This is a genomic window from Nostoc sp. JL23 (assembly GCF_017115065.1).
GTDB lineage: Bacteria > Cyanobacteriota > Cyanobacteriia > Cyanobacteriales > Nostocaceae > Nostoc > Nostoc punctiforme_A.
Map to the genome: position 1 here is coordinate 1 of NZ_JABXKN010000157.1, position 19,580 is coordinate 19,580.

Genomic DNA, 19,580 nt, shown 5'->3' on the forward strand with positions numbered 1-19,580 from the left:
TAGTTCATCGTTTTCATCCCTACTTTTATCATAAGTGATTATCCGAACATGATATTACTTAAAATATTTTGATTTTTTAAGTAAAATTACACATTAGCAGTAATTGATTTCTGGCTGCAAAGCTAATTGCTTTTGGTATCAATGCCATCGCAGAGGTGCTTGTCGCTCACATTGGGTGATTGTAAATAACCACGTAGCCTAGCACAACTGTAGACAATTAAATCATCTAGGTTATTTAAGTAAGCCCAGACTTTCACGGTATTGTCAGAACTAGCAGAAGCGATGGTCTTGCCATCGGGGCTAAATGCGACGCCAATGACCGCATCGCTATGCCCTTTGAAGGAGGTGATTTCTTTAGCTGTCACCGCATCCCAGACTTTCACGGTTTTGTCAGAACTAGCAGAAGCGATGGTCTTGCCATCGGGGCTAAATGCTACGCTATAGACCGCATCGCTATGCCCTTCTAAGCGGTTTCTCTCTTGAGTATTGTAAATTCCTCGCTGTAGTGCCAATATAGCTTGTTGGTTAGCCTCTTGTTCTAAATTGGCATTTTTAATTGGTCTACCTAAAATTTGTCTACCTGACTGTGTAGCTGCAATCATAGCCTCAAGTTGCCTGTCAGAAAGTAGAGCAGTCTCTGAACTTTGCGCCAAAGAAATGGTACTTTGTTGTGTTGCTTCCTTAGCTTTGTTTTGGGCGTTCCACCATTGATAACCCGCAAAGATAGCTACTCCAGCTAACCCCATACTAAACAAGGTAACAACTCGATTTTGTCGCCGTGCTGCTGCCAACTTTTCTTGTTGGCGTTCTTTCTCTTCTCGTTCAAGGCGATTTCGCAGTTCTTGACTCTCTTGAATGTAATCCTGGGCTAACCCATTCAGCATTTGCCAATCACCAAATCTAGATAAATATACTTCTGCTACTGCTAACCTGTCATCTTTTCTCAGAAACCCTGGCTTTTTCTGATTCTTTTCCCATTCTTGCGCTTCCGCTTCAATTTGTCGCTCAATGGCTATTCCCAACTTATATTCCTCTTTCCACTCCCGCAACATTTGCCAATGGCGGATTAAGGCTTCGTGGACAACATCTAAAATGACATCCTGGGAATCCGGCTCATCCGTCTTGGTAATTAATCGTGCATCTTTACCAGCTAACTTCTCACTCACCTGTTGCAACAGTTCCAAGGAATGATGAGAATTAACCAACTCCCGTAAACGCACGCGCCGCCGGACATCTGTGGTTTCTCCCATTTGCGTCAATTCCAGAAAAATCCGCCGCGCCACCGTTTTTTCTGTTGCTGAAAGATTTTCGTAAACTGCATCAGCGCGTTTTTGTAGCGTTCCTTCCACCCCGCCTAAATCCTCATAAGTTTTCAGGCTGAGAACCTCATCGCCTTGATTTCTCGACTCACGCCACAACTCTGTCAACGTATATTGCAGCAAGGGCAAACTTCCGGGGTAATCCTCAACATCATTAATTAGTTGCTGTTTTAACCTTCCCTCTATGCCTAATCCTACCCAATCAGCCGGTTTAGTAATCGCTTCTTCAATTTCTTCACGGCTTAAGTGTTCGACGTTGATATAAGGTTTATTAATTCTGCTGGCAAATTCGGGATATTCTCGCCATCTCCCCCGAAAATCCGATCGCATTCCAATGAAAATATAGAGGTTATCTGTACAGTCAATTAATTCCCGCAAACAGTCAAAGAATTCTTGGCGCTGGCTGTCATCGCACATAGTAAAGCATTCTTCAAACTGGTCGATAATCAAGATGACTGGTGTGTTTAATGCTTTTAACCTCTCGCCGATGACATGGGTAAAATTACCCCTCCCCAACCCTCCCCTTGCAAAGGGGAGGGAGTTAGATTTTCCAGTCTCCCCCCTTTGCAAGGGGGGATTAAGGGGGGTAATTTGACTTGTGTCTACACCATAGCTTTCCAAGGAAACTGCAAAAGCCTCCTGTAAACTGTTAACAGGAGATTCTTTAGGCGTAAACGGAGTAATATAAGTCCAGCGATCGCTTCCTGGAATTTCTTGTCCTAACTTAAGTTGGTAGAATAACCCAGCCCGTAACAAAGATGATTTCCCACTACCAGAACCGCCCAATACAGCAATGAGGCGATGCTTATCTCTTACCTGTTTAATCAACTGCCCAGTTAACGCACTCCGCCCATAAAAAACCTCAGCATCTTCCTTTGTCTCGCTAAAATACGACAAAGAACGATAAGGACACTTATCCTGAAAGCTTTTTTGCGAAAACTTAGTTGTCAGCAAAATTGCGCGTGGCGAATTGGCAATTAACGGACGCTGGACTGTATTCGGCATTCGGCTGATAATGAAATCTGCCAATTTGTGGCTATTGATGATCCCATCTGCGTCATTTTCCGGGTTCAATCCTGCAAGTAACGCCTGTGTCAACAACCCCTGCGCGTGGGGAATTTCCACTCCAGTTTCGTAAGAACGGGTTGCAGTAATTAAACAGTAGTCTTTATCTGCGGGAATAAATTTTAACAATTCACCGCTATAGCAGCAATCTAGCCAAACAACAACTCGTTTAGCCTGACTTCTTTGCAACTGCTCACCCAACCAACTTAAAGGTATACCATAGATTTCTGCTTCCGGTAAAACATCACTGGTAGCTAGAAATACTTCTTCTTTGCCCGCTACAGTTTTGCACCACCCATGTCCTGAAAAAAAGAATAACGCTGTTTCTGGCGTGGGGTTTGGATCGGGAGGATTGAAAAGATTAGCGATCGCTTCTCTTAATTCTTGCACCTTTACCGCGCCTTGGCGGTCAATTTTACCTTCTCCCTTCGGGTTTAAAGTTCTAGGTAAACACTGAGCGCGAAAAGGTCTATAACCGTATAGTTCTAATTGTTGGGCAATTTTCTCTGCATCCTCTGCTGCTGCCGTTAGCGGCTTTAGAGTCGTGTACTCTGGGTAATAATTAATTCCAATAACTTGAGCAGCCCATTCCGATGCCATTTTTCTTACCTGACTGACTCTGATAACTTTTTGGTTAAACTGTAGGCAAAATCTGTCTACAGCATTCGTTTAGTTTGTATGAAAAATCACTAGAATCCAGTGCAATAAACTAGATTAATCTACCCAGAAAAAAGGTATAATAAACAACATTAGTTTTAATAAATTATTCTTTTTAGACATAGAATATCAAAACTGAACATCAAATATATGCTGTAATTATCTCACTGAAATTACGTTTATACTATTCGTAGTGAGTTTGGTACAAAAACCTATGAATACAAAGGCTGACAATACTATCATCGCTTTTCTCTTGGCGTTTCAAGACTTAAAAACCGCCCTTGGAGAACAAGAAAAACAGAATTTAAAAGAAGTTGCCAAGCAATTAGACACCCAACCCAAAGCTTGGGAAGATTATATTAAAGGACTTTTATTAGAAATAATTACCCCTAATCCTGAGTTAAATCAGTCTTATCAATTGTATAAATCTAAATTAGATAATCTAGAAGAAATTCCTGATGATTTACTTCCGACTGAAGCAGAAATTAGTAGGCTCAATACTTTTGAAAAGTTCACAATAACTAGAGGCTTTAAACCCAAATATGAAGCGACAGGTTACGAAAGCCAAATCAATAATGTTGTAGTCATTGTTGGTAGTTCTTCTCAACCAGAAGAAACAGTGAAACAAGTCAAATTTTTAGAAAAATGGAAACAATTTTTATCTCAATCCAATCAATCAAATTAGTTTTGCCATTGTGATGAGCGATTTAATCTATCCTACACTCGATTTGTTTTTATATGCTTTAAAAACTTCTTTAAACACAACTGACGCAGAAACACAAAAAAACCAAGCAGCTTTTTTAGAGCAATTTCCCTCCGATACTCAATTCTACGATCCTGATATTGAAACCGAGTATTTAGAGATTACCAATCCTCCTCAAATTAACTTTATTTCTAATAATAAAAGTTTAGAAGGATACTATTATCCTGTTAGATTAAATGACACTTATGGCTTACAACTTGATTGTTCTGTTAATAATCAAACCGAAACTCAACCAGCTAAGTCTTTTGCAATCTTAAAAACTGAAATAGAAGAAAAAGTAAATAAAGAACTGGCAATAATTGGAAAAACCTGGCTACTTTCTGGTTGGCTACCAGAAAACTCATCTCAGAACCATGAAGATATTGCCAAAGAGTGCTATCATGCTTTATTTAAAGATATTTCTTGGCAACCAGAAAAAGGTACTTTTTTAGACGGAACAGTTTTTGAAGTAGGGCGATCGCAATATATAAATCAGAGCTTAATAAACGTAAAAACTCCTCTAAATAGTAATGAGCATCATGTGATTATTACTATTTATAATAATCGAGAAAGTGCAGAACAAGCGGCAGAATTTTATAAAGATTGGATGGGTTTATTTTGTTATCGCAGTAAGATTTCGTGGGCTTATTGGCAAAGTCGTTTAGTCAAAGAATCTCTGCTAAATCATTATAAAAGAATAGAAGAAAATAGAAAAATTACCAACCAAATTAACTATTTAAAAGAAAGGCAAAACCTTGTCACTTCTCGCAAAATTTTAAATAACGTTGATAACATTCTTCAGCAATACACAATCGACTTACTAAACCTCTCTTTCCAAAAACAAATTATTGAAATTAATTTATCCAATTATCAAACACGCTTGGCTTTGATTAAAGAAAAAACAGGCGGAAACAATCAGTTAGATTTTCTAGAAAAATTTAGCGAACTAGCCAACAAAAAATATTTACCACAAATTACCAAAGATATCGAAAATATGCAGCTTGGCTTGCAACTTTTAGAAGATACAATTAACGCTACTCGCAGCCGCATAGAAGTTGAAAAATCTGAACGAGAGCGTAACTTTCAAGAGCTTGTAGCTGTTGCTGGTGCTGGGATAGCAACCGTATCTCTGCTAAAAGACCCTGCGAAAGAGTGTCAAGATAAATTTATAAAAGGTAACGTTCACTTATTGTGCGAATATCCTTTCAGTGCCAGCCTGATGGTTGGAATAATTGTTGGTTTTGTGGTTTGGTGGCTGAGAAAAAGATTGCGATAAGCGAATGAACAAGTTACTCATAAATCTCGCACTAACGGATCAATCAATTCATCAAGGGACTTCCAAAAAATAAATTATTCAAATAAACTAACCACAGAGACACAGAGGACACGGAGAAATGAGAGTTTGAGAGATTTTTTAGGTTAGGTAGTTGAGTGTTTTTTTATTTGGAAGTCCCCAAGGATTCGGTTACGTTCAATATAAGCATTAATTTCATCTTGATGATCGCTGTAATAACTCAATGCATCAAACACTTGTGCCAAGCTTAGATGAGGTAAACCTCGGGGAATTTCTTCAGGAGATACACCCATACGCCAAGTTTCAACGATCGCCCTTGATGATTACTGTATAACCAAAAACTACGGTTAATTTATCGATTAGATGCATTTAATGCCTGAAAACAGGTATTATAAGAATTAATAAGAAATCAAATCTTAATTCTTACATCTGGGTTGGAAAAGCATTGAGTCCCAGTAAAGAGACTCGATGAAATCAGTGTAACTATTGATTCTAACTAAGACCGCCATGAACCCTAGTTTTTTAACTGCCCATACTCCAACCACGATCGCTATTGTTGGCGGAGGTTTTAGTGGTTCTCTAGTCGCTACCCATTTATTGAAAACTGCCAGTCAACCCCTCACCATTAAGCTGATTGAGCGTAGCGATCAAATTGGCAAGGGAATTGCCTACAGCACAGATACTAACTGTCATTTGCTGAATGTATCGGCAGGCAACATGAGTGCATTTGCCCACGATTCAGGGCATTTGTTACGTTGGCTTCAGCACAACCGCGATGAGTTAACAGCATTTTTTTCAGAAGAAGTCAATGCCAGTACCTTCATACCTCGTAAGGTCTATGGTTTATACATTCAATCGGTTTTAGCAGAAGCAGAAGCCACAACACCTAGTGATGTGCGACTAGAACGCTTGACCGATGAAGTGGTAGGCGTACAGCCTGAAGAAAAGGGCGCAATGATTTCTCTGCGTAGTGGTCGCTGTTTTGCCGCAGACAGAGTTGTGTTGGCATTGGGGAATTCACCTTCTGCACCCCCCGCTATTCAAAACCCCAACAGTAATGATGATTATCTGCGGAATGCTTGGTCAGCCGATGCTTTAGCAGACCTTGATGCTGATGCGCCTGTGTTGCTAATTGGTACGGGACTGACAATGGTGGATATGGTTTTATCTCTGAGCGATCGCCAGCATAGAGGTAAAATTTATGCTGTGTCCCGACGAGGATTATTTCCCTTAAAACATCAAGCGGCTCAACCTTATCCCTGTTTCTTGACGCCAGAAAATTCACCGAAAAGTGTACGCGACTGGTTACGTCGGCTACGTGCCGAGGTGGAAATTGCGACTGCCCAAGGCTACGACTGGCGGGCAGTAATTGATTCTCTGCGTCCCATAAATCAGAAAATCTGGCAAAAACTACCGACTGAAGAACAGCAACGTTTTTTGCGTCATCTAACACCCTATTGGGATGTGCATCGTCACCGCATTGCCCCAAGGGTGGCGGATGTTGTCACTGAAATGCTGGATTCTGCTCAACTCACCATTACCGCCGGACGGATTCGGGAGTATGAAGCTTTGCCGGACGGTGTAGCTGTTACCGTCTGCCAGCGCAAAACCCAAACTAATCATATCTTGCACATCAGCCGTGTGGTGAATTGTACAGGGGTAGCAGCAGATTACCGTCGCTCGCCTCATCCTCTGATTACTGATTTGCGATCGCAGAAATTAATTCGCCCCAACGCCATCGGTTTAGGATTAGATACAGATACCCACGGTGCTTTATATGCAGCAGACGGTAACGTTTCGACGCTGCTTTATACCTTGGGAACTCCCCGCAAGGGTGACTTGTGGGAAACTATCGCTGTACCAGAATTACGGGGACAGGCGCAGGAATTATCTAAGGCGTTGTTGCAGTCGCTACCAGTGCGTGTGCGGACTATTCCAACGATGCCTTTGTTAAGCGAGCGCAGTGCAGAGATACCGCAGTCAACTTTCCTATTTCGCCAATTTTTTGACCCTGCAACTAGTAGTTACACTTATTTAATTGGCGATCGCCAGACAGGAGATGCTGTTCTAGTCGATCCTGTATTAGAGCAAGTTGACCGCGATTTGGAATCTTTGAATGAACTGGGATTAAAGCTACGCTACTGTCTAGAAACTCACCTCCATGCCGATCACATTACAGGGGCAGGCAAACTTAGGCAACAAACAGGCTGTCAAGTGATTGTTCCCCAGAATACTGCTGTGACAAAAGCCGATCGCTCCCTTGTCGGTGGTGAAATCCTAGAGGTAGGATCGGTAATCATCGAAACAATTTTCACACCAGGACACAGCGCCAGTCACATAGCATATTTGGTAAACAAAACCCATCTGTTAACTGGTGATGCCTTATTTATTCGTGGTTGTGGACGCACAGATTTTCAGGGGGGCGATCCTGGAACTTTATACGATGTGGTGACACAACGCTTATTCACCTTGCCAGATGATACTTTGGTATATCCTGCCCATGACTATAAAGGACGCACAGTTTCCACTATTGGCGAAGAAAAGCGACTTAATCCCAGATTTAGCGATTCCTACGGAGAGCTTTGCTATCGCAGCCGTAGTCAATTCATTACCATCATGAATAATCTCAAATTAAGTTATCCCCAGAAGATGAATGCAACAGTACCTGCGAATGAATACTGTGGTGATTTTATCCCCCAAGAAAGCTTAGACCCGGCTACGAGTTCGGCAACAGATGAAGAACAAAAACAAATAGAACTCACAGTCATGACTAATACAGAAATCTACAATGATTACTTTGCTATGTATATCTAGAGCAGAGTGAAAATCAAAATTTTTCTACCCAAGGTCGCAATTCCACTTCCCAAGTCCAAGCATTGCGAGGTTGGCGGAGAATGCTGAGATAAGTTTGAGCGATCGCATCTGGATCGAGTAAACTATCTGGGCGATCGTCTGTTTCTATCCGGGTAGCAGAACGAATTCCTCCATCAATCACAAAATGCGCCACATGGATATTCTGAGGAGCCAATTCACGGGCAATGCTTTGAGCCAAACCCCGTAAAGCAAATTTACCCATTGCAAACGGTGCAGACTGAGGATAACCCTTAACACTGGCGGAAGCACCTGTAAAAAAGATCGCTCCTCCACCCGCAGCTAACTGACGTTTTGCCGCCGCTTGTGCTACCAAAAAGCCACCATACGCAGTAATTTCTAGTGTTTTGGCAACATCGGCGGGGTCAAGTTCCACAAATGAACCCCGAATGCGCCAGCTAGGATTATACACAACCAATGTTGGTACTCCTAGTTTTTGTTCGACATCTGTAAATAGTTGTTCAACTTCATCTAGTTGAGAAGCATCAGCAGTAAAATTAACGGCTCCAATTTCATCAGACAATGCTTTGAGCTTATCAATTTGTCGCGCTGCTAAAGCAATAGTAAAGCCTTCTTTTGCCAATAAACGGGCTAGTGAGGCACTGAGTCCACTACCAGCCCCAACAATCAATGCAACATTTGCCATATCCTCAATTTCTCCTTGTTCATACCCTTGACGGATCGCAATTAGGGACTTGCAAAAAATAAATTATAGAACTAGCCCTTTCAAGGTGAGTAAAAATTTTGCTCAAAAAATTCCTCTTTAATCTCTTAACTCTGTGTTCTCTGCGTCTCTGTGGTTAAATAAATTACTTTTAAACCGCAGAGGCACAGAGAGCGCAGAGAGAAAAACAGAGATTTTACGAGTCACCTTGAAAGGGCTAGTCCTAAATTATCCCAAATTATTTCTAGATTTGTAGAGGCGCAAGGTCTTATGCCCCTACGATTGGATATTTTTTAACTGGAAGTCCCTAAATATAAACACAGTTAACTACTAGCTACTTTCTAAGGAGTTTGTAATACTGATATCAAATCTATTTGGTACTCTTTAGAGTCGCTTTCAATCCGAATAAATTCATTTAATGGTTTATAGGCATCGAAATTTTTGAGATTCTCCTCTTTATTTATAGCATTCTCTAAATAACTTAAAGCTAATGTTGAAGTGACATAAATATTTCCATGTTGCTTGAAACCTTCTATCATTTCATATTCAGGCGGATAATCTTTTACTAAATGTTCGGCTAGATATCCTTTTAAAATTATTCCTTTTAATCCCGTTTCTTTGTACCCTTCCTTAGCTATCATCAACGATATAGTATCATCATCGAGATGAGAAAAATTATTGTAATCCTCAAAAAATGGGCAAACAATTTTCATGAGCTTTTTGATAGGATTTTTAACTTTCCCGTAGTTGGGATCTTGCTGTTTTCTACGTTTGGATTCACCCATGATATATCTCCTAATTAATCAAACAAATTGTACTCGCACTTAAAGGGTTTGGTCATTCCGTCGAAGTCGATTTTCATATATTTCCCACTTTAGAAGCGATTATTAAGCCTGTCCTAACAAGACAAGCACTTTACTTAAGTTTACAAATTAGCTCTGATAGAGTTAGCTATTCAGTCAACCTCCTGACTTTTTAACTTAACCCTCTACCTGCTCTATCTCTACACCCATTGCTTGGTCTAGCTCTATGAACTTTGGCCCGGCGATCAGAACTACGATCATCATTAAAATACTCGTCACCATGATGATGCTCACGACGCTGGGATCTTCAAAATTACTTGTAGCTACTAACAATGCTGCGGCAAAATTACGTTGAGCTGTTCCAACTCCTAGCACTCGTTGGGTATCGATACCAGGGCCGCCCAAAAGATAACCCACGCTAAAGGAGAAGACTATGAAAACGGCACAAACTAAAATTGCACCTGTTTGTAATAAGCCAATGATATCGTTAGTGTGAACTATCAGCCTGACAACCAGACCTAAAAGCAATCCAGCATTAGATAATTTGAACAAAATTGGCTGGATAGTAGGGGCGATCGCACTGAATTTTGCTTTGATGAATAACCCAACGATCAATGGGCTAACCATCATTAACAATAAAGGTTTGGCAATGTCCCAGGAATTAATTTGCACACCTTCCACCACTAAGGGCAGTACAATCGGCATATAAAAAATTGTGCCCAGCATTAGCAACATCATTAATCCCACCGAGAAAGCTATATTGCCTTTGACTATGTGGGCAAGTTTAGGTAGTGCTGGAGGCCCTGATGCTACTGCCATAATCAGTAAGCCATCTCTGAGTGGTTCGCTTAAATGTACTACTTGCAGTAACAAATATACAAAAAGCGGTACTAGCACAAAATTTGTCAGCAGCGATGAGATAACTAAGCGGGGGTTGCGGAGTGGTTCCCAAATCTGTTGTACGGTGAGACTTAAACCTGCACCCAACATGGTGAACACGATAAATGTGAAAAGTGCGAGTTTATCGATTAGTGACAAGATTTCGTTCATAATTTTTTTTCTACGCAGAGTTGCGGAGGGGCAGGGGAGCAGGGAGCAGGGGGAGATAAGGGAGATAAGGAGAATAACCAATGCCCAATGCCCAATGCCCAGTCGCTATTACTTCAATTCCAGGGTGACTTGCTGTAAGTTGCCGGTGAATGCAAAGGGTGTTTGGTAAGTATCTACCGCAGGTGTGCCAGTATCTTGACCAACATCAAAGGTTTCATCTAAACCAAATCGGTAGCCTATAGTTTTATCAATGCGACCTTCGGCAACCTGTCGATCGTTGATCGAAAGCTTACCAGTACCACCAGCTCCCGGAGCGCCACCGTCATAAGTAAAGTCAAATTTGATTTGGGATTTACCGATCGCAATTGGTTGGGAAGATTGAATAATTGTGCGATCGCTATTTAACAAGTTGTAAGCAAAGGTGGGTTTACCTTCTTGCAAGAAGAAACTCCAACCCGCAAAACGTCCGCCTTGGGTAACTAAAACGCCTTCAGTACCATCTTTGGCAGCATCCACATCGGCAGTGATGCTAAAGGAGCGATTCTTAATATTGGGAGCGCTACCTTCGGGAATGCCTGCAACAGATGTGTAATAAGTAAAGCTATTGCGTCCTGTGATTAGGTTGGAACGGATTTTGACATCAAACCTTTGAAGTAAGCGATCGTCCAAGGGCAGAACTTTGTATTTCTCTGCTTCCTTCAGAAATAGATTTTGTAGTTGCACTAACTTGTCAGGGTTCTGCTTGGCTAAATCGTTGGCTTCACTGAAGTCTTTGGTAATATCGTATAGTTCCCAATTATCTTCATCGAAGGTAGTTTTGGACACACGCTCCCAAGGTAAGCGTCCATGACGGGCAGCTGCTACCCAACCTCGATCGTAAATGCCACGATTGCCAAACATCTCAAAATACTGGGTTTTGTGATGGGATGGTACAGCAGGATCATCAAAGCTATAGACAAGGCTAGTACCTTCGATAGGTTGTTGTTTTACACCGTTGACTACCTCTGGTTCTTCAATCCCCACAGCTTCCAGAATTGTAGGCGCAATATCAATTACATGATGGAATTGGCTTCGCAGTCCACCACGATTTTTGATGCGTTCGCCCCAAGCCACAACTAAACCATTGCGGGTTCCGCCGAAGTGAGAAGCAATTTGTTTTGTCCATTGGAAGGGGCTATCTACTGCCCAAGCCCAAGCTGCATGAAAATGATTGAAGGTTTTTGGCCCACCTAAATCATCTAAAGCCGCGAGAACTTCTTGAGGACTTTCTGCTACGCCATTAAAGACTTTTAATTCATTGATACTACCTGTTAAGCCGCCTTCAGCACTCGCACCATTATCGCCGGCGATGAAAAAGACTAAGGTGTTATCCAATTCACCCAGTTGGTCGATCGCATCAATGACTCTACCAATTTGTGCATCGGTATGGCTGAGGAAACCTGCAAATACTTCCGCCTGACGCGCATAAACTTTCTGCTCGGTGGGAGTAAGGGAATCCCAAGCTGGGAGTTCTGCCGGGCGAGGAGTCAGCTTAGTATCGGCGGGAATTACACCCAAGGCTAGCTGACGAGCAAAGATGTCTTCGCGTAATTTATCCCAACCTCGATCGAATTTACCCTTATACTTGTCGATCCATTCTTTGGGCGCATGGTGTGGGGCATGGGTAGCGCCAGTAGCAAAGTAGGTAAAGAAGGGTTTATCAGGAGCGATCGCTTGTTGAGTACGAATCCACTTAATTGCATGGTCTGCTAAATCGGGGGTGAGGTGATAATCAGGACGATTTGGTTTCTGAATATGTTGGGTATTTTCCACCAAGGCTGGACTCCATTGATTGGTATCACCGCCCAGAAATCCATAGAAGTACTCAAAACCTAAACCTGTCGGCCAGCGATCGAATGGGCCTGCTGCACTAGTTTCATAGTCTGGGGTATTGTGCCATTTGCCAAAGGCCGCTGTGTTATATCCATAGTCTCGCAATACTTCAGCGATCGTTGCCGCACTTCTAGGTAAAATCGCTGTATAACCTGGGTAGCCTGTGGCTAACTCCTCAACCACACCTGTATTCACAGAATGGTGATTGCGTCCCGTAAGCAATGCGGCTCTGGTAGGAGAGCAGAGTGCTGTAGTGTGGAATTGGTTGTAACGCAATCCCCTTGCTGCTAGACGGTCTAAATTAGGTGTATCGATCGAACCGCCAAAGGTGCTGGTTTGTCCAAAACCAACATCATCAAGCAACACCAGCAAGACGTTTGGTGCATTTTCTGGAGCCTTAATTGGTTTGGGGAAGTCTGGTTGTGATTCTTTGTAAGTCAGGCCAATTTTGCCTTTAAAAGATGGTTGGGGTAATGGCAATTTGTCGCCATAGTCCGCCCAAGCAGGTAGAGGTAAGAGACTAGAAAATATTAGCGTTAGGGCTGTCAAAAATGCGATCGCACCAGAAGTTAACTTGAGAGATACATACAAAGAATCTCTCTTGTGAGGATCAGTCATACAATTTTAGATTTGGGATTTTGAATTTATAGGTAGTGTGCTGGAAGGCAAATTTTTAACTAGCCGAAACCCGATATGAGTAGTTCCCGTATCGGGTGATTCTGACTCCCGCGCCGCCGGACGGAAGCGACTACAGTAATTGGGAGCGCAGAGATACGATCCCCCCTTGATCACGTGTAACTCTGACTCATCAGGCTTTTTGGGATCAAAGCTTTGATTTAAGGCAATAGGATTAATTTGATCGGATTTGCGATCGCGTCCGATTTGAAATAAATCACTAGTCCATTCCCACACATTGCCGGTCATGTCATAGAGTCCATAACCATTGGGTGCAAAAGAACCGACGGGAGCAATGCCCAAGTGACCATCGGCTTTGGTGTTGAAAAAGGGAAAAATTCCTTGCCAAGTGTTGGCTCTATGTTCAGAATATTCATTGCCCCAAGTGTATGTTGCACCATCCAAGCCAGCACGGGCGGCGTATTCCCATTCGGCTTCGGTGGGTAGGGATTTTTCTGACCATTTGGCGTAGGCTAGGGCATCTTCGTAAGCTATGTGAACAACTGGATAGTTGGATTTGCTAACGATTGCACTGTCTGGCCCAAAGGGATGTTGCCAATTCGCGCCAGTAGTCCAATGCCACCAACTCAGAAAGGAAAGTTGTTTGACACCCGGTTTTGCCATCTCAAACACTAAGGAACCCGGTAATCGCTGCTCATCGGGTAAATCGGGAAACTGTTCTTGAGATAAGGGGCGCTCTGCAACTGTTACATATCCTGTAGCTTTGACAAATTCACCAAATTGTGAGTTTGTTACTTCATATTTATCAATACAGAAGTTAGTCACCGTTACGTCTCTAGGCGATCGCTCCTCCACAAAACTGGAATTATCAGACCCCATTTTGAACGCTCCTCCTGAAATCATCGCCATACCTTGGGGACAGGGATTGACTGTGGCTGCCAATGCGGTTGTATTGATGAATAAGAGTGCGATCGCTATTCCCTGAATGAATATTAGTGTGAGAAAACAATATATTTTTCCATCCCTAATATTCTCAATTTTGTTACTTTTAATTGAATGCCTGTAGTTCATCAATAAGATTCAACTTTTCTTAAAACTTATATTATTTTCAATCATCAGTTGTTTGAATGAACTTGAGAAGAAGTTATTTTTTCTCCTTCGTAAGCTAGGGCTTGGTCGCCTGCTTGGGCAAATGTTTGGGCGAGTTCAAGCAGTTTTTGTCGTTCTTGCTCGTTAACGATACCAGTCGGAGGCGGCATTCGTTTTTCTTTAATTTGGCGCACCGTTTCGTGTCGTAAAGAGAGCGCTTGATTTGGATAACTCAGCAATAATAAAGGATTCTGCTTCGCTGCGTTATCTGGACTATGGCAAACAATACAAGCGTGTTGACGTAGATTAACTTCAAATGCACGATAAGCAGCATCAACTTTAGCAACGTGTGGGTTTGATGGAGAAAACAAACGGGTATATAGTGTTACATAAGGTTGCTTTTTGCCATGAGCATCATTCCAAACCCAGTTACCATCCCATACATGATTTACTACTGGTCTTTGTGAGTCAACCACAGCTGAACGTAGCGCCCCTTTGAGCTTTTTCTGTTCTAGAAACAGAAGTAATTCAGTACTTTGCTGGTAAGAATTCCACTTTTTCGATGAGTGCCAAAAAGGATAAGGATAAGCACCAATATCAAGCTGATTGCGGAACTGAATGGGAAGGTGAATCACAATTAAATTGTTTACCTGTTCAACTTTTGGTTCACCTTTGAACATAAAAGTGGCTAGGTATATGCGACGCCAAACCAATGGATCAAATACAGTTGTTTGATTATCTTTGAGATTGTAATTACCGACTTTGCTTTGAGCGCCCCACAAGAAGGGTGCATTCATGGTTTCGCGGAGAGTTGTTAGCTTAGTGAGTTTGTCAGCGCATGAGTTGAAGGCACCTAAATTTTTAGTATCAGAGACAACGGGACAAGCAGCAATAATTTCTTTCCCTAATTTCTTAGCTAGTTCTATGTCCGGCGATGCTTCTTTTGCTGATACTATATTTTTGGGATTGAGTGCTTGTGTTGTAGATATCAAGAACGCGTTCGTCGAAGACGTTAGCAAAGCTATCGCTACTGCTATGCTCAATAACATAGATCGCGTAGGCGCAGCCCGCCGCAGGCATCGAGAGTAAAATCTCCAAAGATCAGACATTGTAGAACTCTGAAACTAAATAGGATTTAAGTAAATGTAGAGACGCGAAATATCGTGTCTCTATATTTTCCAAACAGTTAAAGCCTTAAACTGTGATTTTTGTACCATCAAACTTGGTGAAGGTGAAACCTGCAAATTTTTCGCGGAACGTTAGCTTTTCATCTCTGAGAATGCTGATGGCGATCGCTTCGCCAAGGGCCAACGACGCTGCTGCATCTGTGCGCCAGTGAATCCCAGCACTATCACGACCCAAGCCAATATTTGCCGCCAGTTTGTTCAATTCGCCGCCCACGGTCAGCACTGGGCCTTGATAGGGAATCAACTTGGTGGGATCTTTGGGATCGGGTACCACCGGATTCGGAATCACATAACTCTCATCAAATAGTGCTTTCAAAATCGTGACACTGGCACCTGCGGACACCGAAGCGCCCCCTGGATAAGAAGAGTGGAATGGTGCCCCTTCAGGAAAAGCTTGCGGTAGCAGATAGGATTTGTTTTTGCTGAAAAATCGGTCTAGTACTTCTGAGTTAAAAACATCGGGGTGAATCGGATAGTTTGTTTTATTCACCTTGTTGTTGTGAACCAACCCACCATAAGCTTCTGCTCGCAGACGACGGTGAACATAGTACTTCTGCCAATAAGCCGCTCTGATTGCATGTGGAGCAACCCAAGCGATGAGAGATTGTGAATACCCTGGACCAAATGTCGCACTACCACTCGCTTGGGTCTTCGAGTTGTTATAAGGATTACCGGGATTGTAAGGTGAGCCAACGCCACCAGCTAGGAAGTTATCAATGGCTGGCTTGGCGAGTAGAATTAGAGCAGCATTTGCATAGACGGGTGGTGGCGTGTGGGCAATCTCTGACTGGTCGCGCCCGTTGATAAAGTAGCGACGGGTTGAGTCAAACTTAATCGTTCGACCAGAATCGCCACCATTTTGCACCAGCAACCACTCGTTATAGTTGGTTTGAAAACTGTTTTCGGGAATAGCTAGGGGAACACGGTTAAGCTGAACATAACTCTGTGTTCCTGCGGGCACAGGACGCAGTAAAAACTGGGAGACGTATGGCCCCACATCTACCCCTGGTAACGTGTAGTAAGTCGTTCCACCAGAGCCATTAACGTAAATCGCGGTGCCTCGAAATAGGAGTTCGGGTGTAACTCGTCCGTTCTGTTTAGGCCCTTTGAATGCTGACAACCGATTCAGATCCTGAACTGCTGCCAGAATCAGCGGGTTAGTTGTATTATTGCGGAACTCGCTAAAGGGTATATCCTGCAACAGTTGTTGCCAAGCAATTTCGAGGAATTCAGCCGCCTGCTCTGCACTATCAAGGGTAGGTGGCACTGGAATTGTCAATTGGCTCGGACTCAGCCCACTCAAGCTAACCGCTAATGGACCGAGCGGTTGTACCAACTTCCGTTTGCCACCCAGGATGATCTTTTCATACTCATTGGGATCATCGGAGTTCAACGCATTAATAAAAGATTGATAAGCCTTCAAATCCACTTCGCCCAGCTTGTTATGGGGTAATCCTCGTGTATCCGTCGCAATTTTGTTAGCATACTTCGCCTCATCTCCATTGGTGGGATGAGGAGGAATAGGAATTTCCGAATTAACCTTGGCTGCTCTTGTACGTACTTGAAAAGCTCTATTACGTAAGTTGCTATAGTTAAACCTTGCACCAGGTCTTTGGGCCTGGACAACATTTCCTCCTTTCTTCAAGGAAAAGGATGAGCTGAAAACCCCTGCCACAACACTAGCTGCACTAAAAAAACCGGCGCGACCGAGAAATAAACGTCTGCTGCCGCGACTACCAAAAAAACGTTTGCTAGCTACACGGGGTTGTTTCAGTTTATCTTCACTATTAACCTGAGTATCCTGCTCGGAACCTTGATGAGAATTTGGATCTAATTGCATGAGATGTTCTCCACTAGAAAAAATAATGCAAAAATTTAGTCATAAGTGAATACATGACCATCTGAAAACTAGAACAACGAGCCACACACAAAATGCCCACCTCTAGAGAAACAGGCTAATCTAACGAGATTTGGTGATGATATCTGGGGTTACTTTACTGGAAGGTAACTTGCATAGGAGTGATATCAGGTTCGGTTAAACATTTAATAATATCTGTAGGTTGGGTTGAAGAACGTAGAACCGAATGTGAACAGCGTCTAGTAGAGAAGGGCTTCCCGCAGGGGAACCCAACATTTCATCCTTGTTCATCTTGGGTTTTACTGCCGTTAAACTCAACCTACATTGATAGATTTTATTAGAAGTAATCACCCAAACTTGATATGATTCTCCTGGCAGTCATACCAGCACTGAATGCCGATATTATGCCTTCATTGCATGGCTGTTATAGTTTTGTAGTTGTAATCAGTCCGATCGGATGTTGCCGGGATTAAAGCACAGCTAAAACCACCGCTTGTTTCCAGTCAGGCTAAATAATCCTGTAAATCTATCGGTTTACCGTATTTTGTAGACATTAAATCAGACTTTCTCACAATCGGTGATAAAAATCAAGAGGTTTTTACAATAAACTTAGCAAGAGCGTGAAAGCCCCAGAGAAACAGGCGCGCAGCGTCGTATTCTCTGCTTGAGACTATGGATGAAACGCGACGCGATGGGTTTTGATCGAGTCTCAAAGGCGGTTGTTGTTGAAAGGTTCAGTTGAGAGAACTAGGTGTAAGGCCTCGTAGAAATGGAATTAGCCTTTATTGGGCTGGGTAATTAAGCCCAACTCTGCATAAATTGGATGCACTATTTTTCTTATTTTGGGCAGTTGTCTACTAAAGAAATATGCTCCTAAAATACAACAAACACCGCCAAATAATAAAGAATTATCAACGCCAAAGTAACCTGCCAATGCTCCGAAAAATAAATTACCAAAAGGCAGTATTCCTAAAAAACCAGTTGTAAATATACTAGTTACTCTACCTCTTTTATCTTCCTCAATAAGAATTGATTGCATAAAATTACTAATTGAAGCCAAGGTTAGAGTATTATTCATGCCGATGATAAACATGAATACAAGACAAATTTCAAAATTTTTTGAGCGAGAAAAAACTATTAAACCTAAACCTAAAAGTGCGGCAGAGATTGCTATAATTTTTCCCAGTCCCATAACATTTTTTCTAGAGATGAGATAAATACCTGAAACTATGGAACCAAAAGCCGAAGCTGTCATCAAAAATCCCATAGTTTCAGCGTTACCCTTTAGTACTTCTTGAGCAAAAATCGGTACTAGATTGACATGAGTCATTCCCATAAAACAAATAGTAACTTGTAATATCAATAAATATTTAATCGGCAAAAACTCGTATGCATAAACAAACCCTTCTTTAAGATTTTTCCATATTTGGGGTTTTTGATCCAAGGAATTATTGATAACTGGGTTGACTTTGATAGTTAAGATTGCAGATACAAATGGTAAATAGCTGATACTGTCTACTAAAAAACAGGAAGCTGCACCAGACCTGGCAATTAGTAAACCCCCAATCATCGGGCTAACAAACTTTGCTGTATTAATCAAGAATGAATGGGAAGCCATTGCACTATAAGTATCTGATTTCTTATCCAAAAGTCTGGGAATAATTACCTGGCGTGCTGGTAAATCGAAAGCTTTTACAATTCCCTGAAGCGTGCCTATGGCAATAATCCATGCAACATTGATGTTATTACTAAGAGTTAAAAAGGTTAAGGTAGAAGATAGCACAATAGATACTAGCTGAGTAGTTAATAGAACATATCGTAAGTTCCAGCGATCTAGCAATACTCCTACTACGGGTGTAATAATTAAGCCCATAGCTTGATTTGTAAATCCAGCTATACCTACCAGTACAGCCGAATTAGTTAGTTGATAAACTAGCCATACTAAAGCAATTTGAGTCATCCAAGACCCAAAAAAAGATAAGCTTTGTCCAATAACGAAACAAGAAAAATTTACAGATTTAAGCGCAGGTGGAAGTTCAAAAAAAAACTTTAGCTTGTGTCTTTGCACTTTTTCTCTATTACTTGGTATCATCAGTTTTTTACTATTTGAAATTTAGAGACATTGCATTTCAACGTCTCTACTAATTTTTTTGATGAAGTTTTAGCAGACTTGCATATCACCAGCATTGAAATAGTATTAGCAAAGCTTAATGTTAGCAAACCAGAAAGTTTGTATGCTTAGTATTAAAGCAAAAAAAACAGCGGCATTATGCCCAGAGTGCATATTATACCATGTTTGGTCGAATAGCCATAACCTCTACCGCTAAACAGCAAGGGTTTGAGGTGATTGATGCTCAATTAAACACAGTTGACATCACAGCCAAACGCGATCATATTGAACAGGACAGAGTTTATCGTGTCCAAGTTGTTTGGCTGCCAGATGCGACCCTTATTTTTAAGATTTAATCTATGA

At 41.9% G+C, this 19,580-nt stretch carries 14 protein-coding genes; 4 read left to right on the forward strand and 10 right to left on the reverse strand.

The window, feature by feature from the left end; all coding sequences use genetic code 11:
* Positions 1-122: 122 nt before the first annotated feature.
* Positions 123-2,984, reverse strand: a complete 2,862-nt coding sequence (locus HWQ42_RS35145; protein WP_292820734.1) for a caspase family protein — start codon at positions 2,982-2,984, stop codon at positions 123-125.
* A gap of 250 nt (positions 2,985-3,234) precedes the next feature.
* Between HWQ42_RS35145 and HWQ42_RS35150 the strand changes: the two genes are divergently transcribed.
* Both HWQ42_RS35150 and HWQ42_RS35155 read left to right on the forward strand, forming a co-directional pair.
* The gene (locus HWQ42_RS35150; RefSeq protein ID WP_292820737.1) at positions 3,235-3,726 is read left to right on the forward strand and encodes a hypothetical protein; all 492 of its coding nucleotides are present in this window, start codon (positions 3,235-3,237) and stop codon (positions 3,724-3,726) included.
* Between the two features lie 13 nt (positions 3,727-3,739).
* Positions 3,740-5,059, forward strand: a complete 1,320-nt coding sequence (locus tag HWQ42_RS35155; protein WP_292820740.1) for a hypothetical protein — start codon at positions 3,740-3,742, stop codon at positions 5,057-5,059.
* 143 nt (positions 5,060-5,202) lie between these two features.
* On the opposite strand, the gene HWQ42_RS35160 is transcribed toward HWQ42_RS35155, so the two are convergent.
* Entirely contained in the window at positions 5,203-5,388 is a 186-nt protein-coding gene (locus HWQ42_RS35160; protein ID WP_292820844.1) for a DUF433 domain-containing protein, read from the reverse strand.
* A gap of 196 nt (positions 5,389-5,584) precedes the next feature.
* Between HWQ42_RS35160 and HWQ42_RS35165 the strand changes: the two genes are divergently transcribed.
* Positions 5,585-7,891 carry an FAD/NAD(P)-binding protein gene (locus tag HWQ42_RS35165; protein WP_292820743.1) on the forward strand — a complete coding sequence of 769 codons (2,307 nt, stop codon included), beginning with the start codon at positions 5,585-5,587 and terminating at the stop codon, positions 7,889-7,891.
* Positions 7,892-7,904: 13 nt separating this feature from the next.
* Here HWQ42_RS35165 and HWQ42_RS35170 read toward each other — a convergent pair whose 3' ends face one another.
* The 8 genes from HWQ42_RS35170 to HWQ42_RS35205 form a co-directional block, all read right to left on the reverse strand.
* Positions 7,905-8,594 carry an SDR family NAD(P)-dependent oxidoreductase gene (locus HWQ42_RS35170; protein WP_292820746.1) on the reverse strand — a complete coding sequence of 230 codons (690 nt, stop codon included), beginning with the start codon at positions 8,592-8,594 and terminating at the stop codon, positions 7,905-7,907.
* 359 nt (positions 8,595-8,953) lie between these two features.
* Positions 8,954-9,397, reverse strand: coding sequence for a hypothetical protein (locus HWQ42_RS35175; RefSeq protein WP_292738211.1), 444 nt, complete (start codon positions 9,395-9,397; stop codon positions 8,954-8,956).
* A gap of 195 nt (positions 9,398-9,592) precedes the next feature.
* On the reverse strand, positions 9,593-10,465 hold the full coding sequence (locus HWQ42_RS35180) for a bile acid:sodium symporter (protein WP_292820749.1): 873 nt from the start codon (positions 10,463-10,465) through the stop codon (positions 9,593-9,595).
* Between the two features lie 108 nt (positions 10,466-10,573).
* On the reverse strand, positions 10,574-12,955 hold the full coding sequence (locus HWQ42_RS35185; RefSeq protein ID WP_292820752.1) for an arylsulfatase: 2,382 nt from the start codon (positions 12,953-12,955) through the stop codon (positions 10,574-10,576).
* Between the two features lie 6 nt (positions 12,956-12,961).
* Positions 12,962-13,852 (reverse strand): formylglycine-generating enzyme family protein, encoded by an 891-nt coding sequence (locus HWQ42_RS35190; protein WP_292820755.1) that lies wholly within the window; start codon positions 13,850-13,852, stop codon positions 12,962-12,964.
* Between the two features lie 236 nt (positions 13,853-14,088).
* Positions 14,089-15,171, reverse strand: a complete 1,083-nt coding sequence (locus tag HWQ42_RS35195) for a hypothetical protein (protein WP_292820758.1) — start codon at positions 15,169-15,171, stop codon at positions 14,089-14,091.
* A gap of 85 nt (positions 15,172-15,256) precedes the next feature.
* Positions 15,257-17,089 (reverse strand): vanadium-dependent haloperoxidase, encoded by a 1,833-nt coding sequence (locus HWQ42_RS35200; protein ID WP_292820761.1) that lies wholly within the window; start codon positions 17,087-17,089, stop codon positions 15,257-15,259.
* 793 nt (positions 17,090-17,882) lie between these two features.
* Entirely contained in the window at positions 17,883-19,199 is a 1,317-nt protein-coding gene (locus tag HWQ42_RS35205; protein WP_292820764.1) for an MFS transporter, read from the reverse strand.
* Positions 19,200-19,399: 200 nt separating this feature from the next.
* On the opposite strand from HWQ42_RS35205, the gene HWQ42_RS35210 reads away from it, so the two are divergent.
* Positions 19,400-19,573, forward strand: coding sequence for a hypothetical protein (locus tag HWQ42_RS35210; RefSeq protein ID WP_292820767.1), 174 nt, complete (start codon positions 19,400-19,402; stop codon positions 19,571-19,573).
* The last annotated feature ends 7 nt before the right edge of the window (positions 19,574-19,580 follow it).

Excerpts from the sequence above, each read along its gene's own strand:
- HWQ42_RS35180 (WP_292820749.1), bottom strand. The coding sequence starts at position 10,465 with ATGAACGAAATCTTGTCACTAATCGATAAACTCGCACTTTTCACATTT.
- HWQ42_RS35185 (WP_292820752.1), bottom strand. The coding sequence starts at position 12,955 with ATGACTGATCCTCACAAGAGAGATTCTTTGTATGTATCTCTCAAGTTA.
- HWQ42_RS35155 (WP_292820740.1), top strand. The coding sequence starts at position 3,740 with ATGAGCGATTTAATCTATCCTACACTCGATTTGTTTTTATATGCTTTA.
- HWQ42_RS35170 (WP_292820746.1), bottom strand. The coding sequence starts at position 8,594 with ATGGCAAATGTTGCATTGATTGTTGGGGCTGGTAGTGGACTCAGTGCC.
- HWQ42_RS35190 (WP_292820755.1), bottom strand. The coding sequence starts at position 13,852 with ATGGGGTCTGATAATTCCAGTTTTGTGGAGGAGCGATCGCCTAGAGAC.
- HWQ42_RS35210 (WP_292820767.1), top strand. The coding sequence starts at position 19,400 with ATGTTTGGTCGAATAGCCATAACCTCTACCGCTAAACAGCAAGGGTTT.
- HWQ42_RS35145 (WP_292820734.1), bottom strand. The coding sequence starts at position 2,984 with ATGGCATCGGAATGGGCTGCTCAAGTTATTGGAATTAATTATTACCCA.
- HWQ42_RS35205 (WP_292820764.1), bottom strand. The coding sequence starts at position 19,199 with ATGATACCAAGTAATAGAGAAAAAGTGCAAAGACACAAGCTAAAGTTT.
- HWQ42_RS35195 (WP_292820758.1), bottom strand. The coding sequence starts at position 15,171 with ATGTCTGATCTTTGGAGATTTTACTCTCGATGCCTGCGGCGGGCTGCG.
- HWQ42_RS35200 (WP_292820761.1), bottom strand. The coding sequence starts at position 17,089 with ATGCAATTAGATCCAAATTCTCATCAAGGTTCCGAGCAGGATACTCAG.
- HWQ42_RS35175 (WP_292738211.1), bottom strand. The coding sequence starts at position 9,397 with ATGGGTGAATCCAAACGTAGAAAACAGCAAGATCCCAACTACGGGAAA.
- HWQ42_RS35165 (WP_292820743.1), top strand. The coding sequence starts at position 5,585 with ATGAACCCTAGTTTTTTAACTGCCCATACTCCAACCACGATCGCTATT.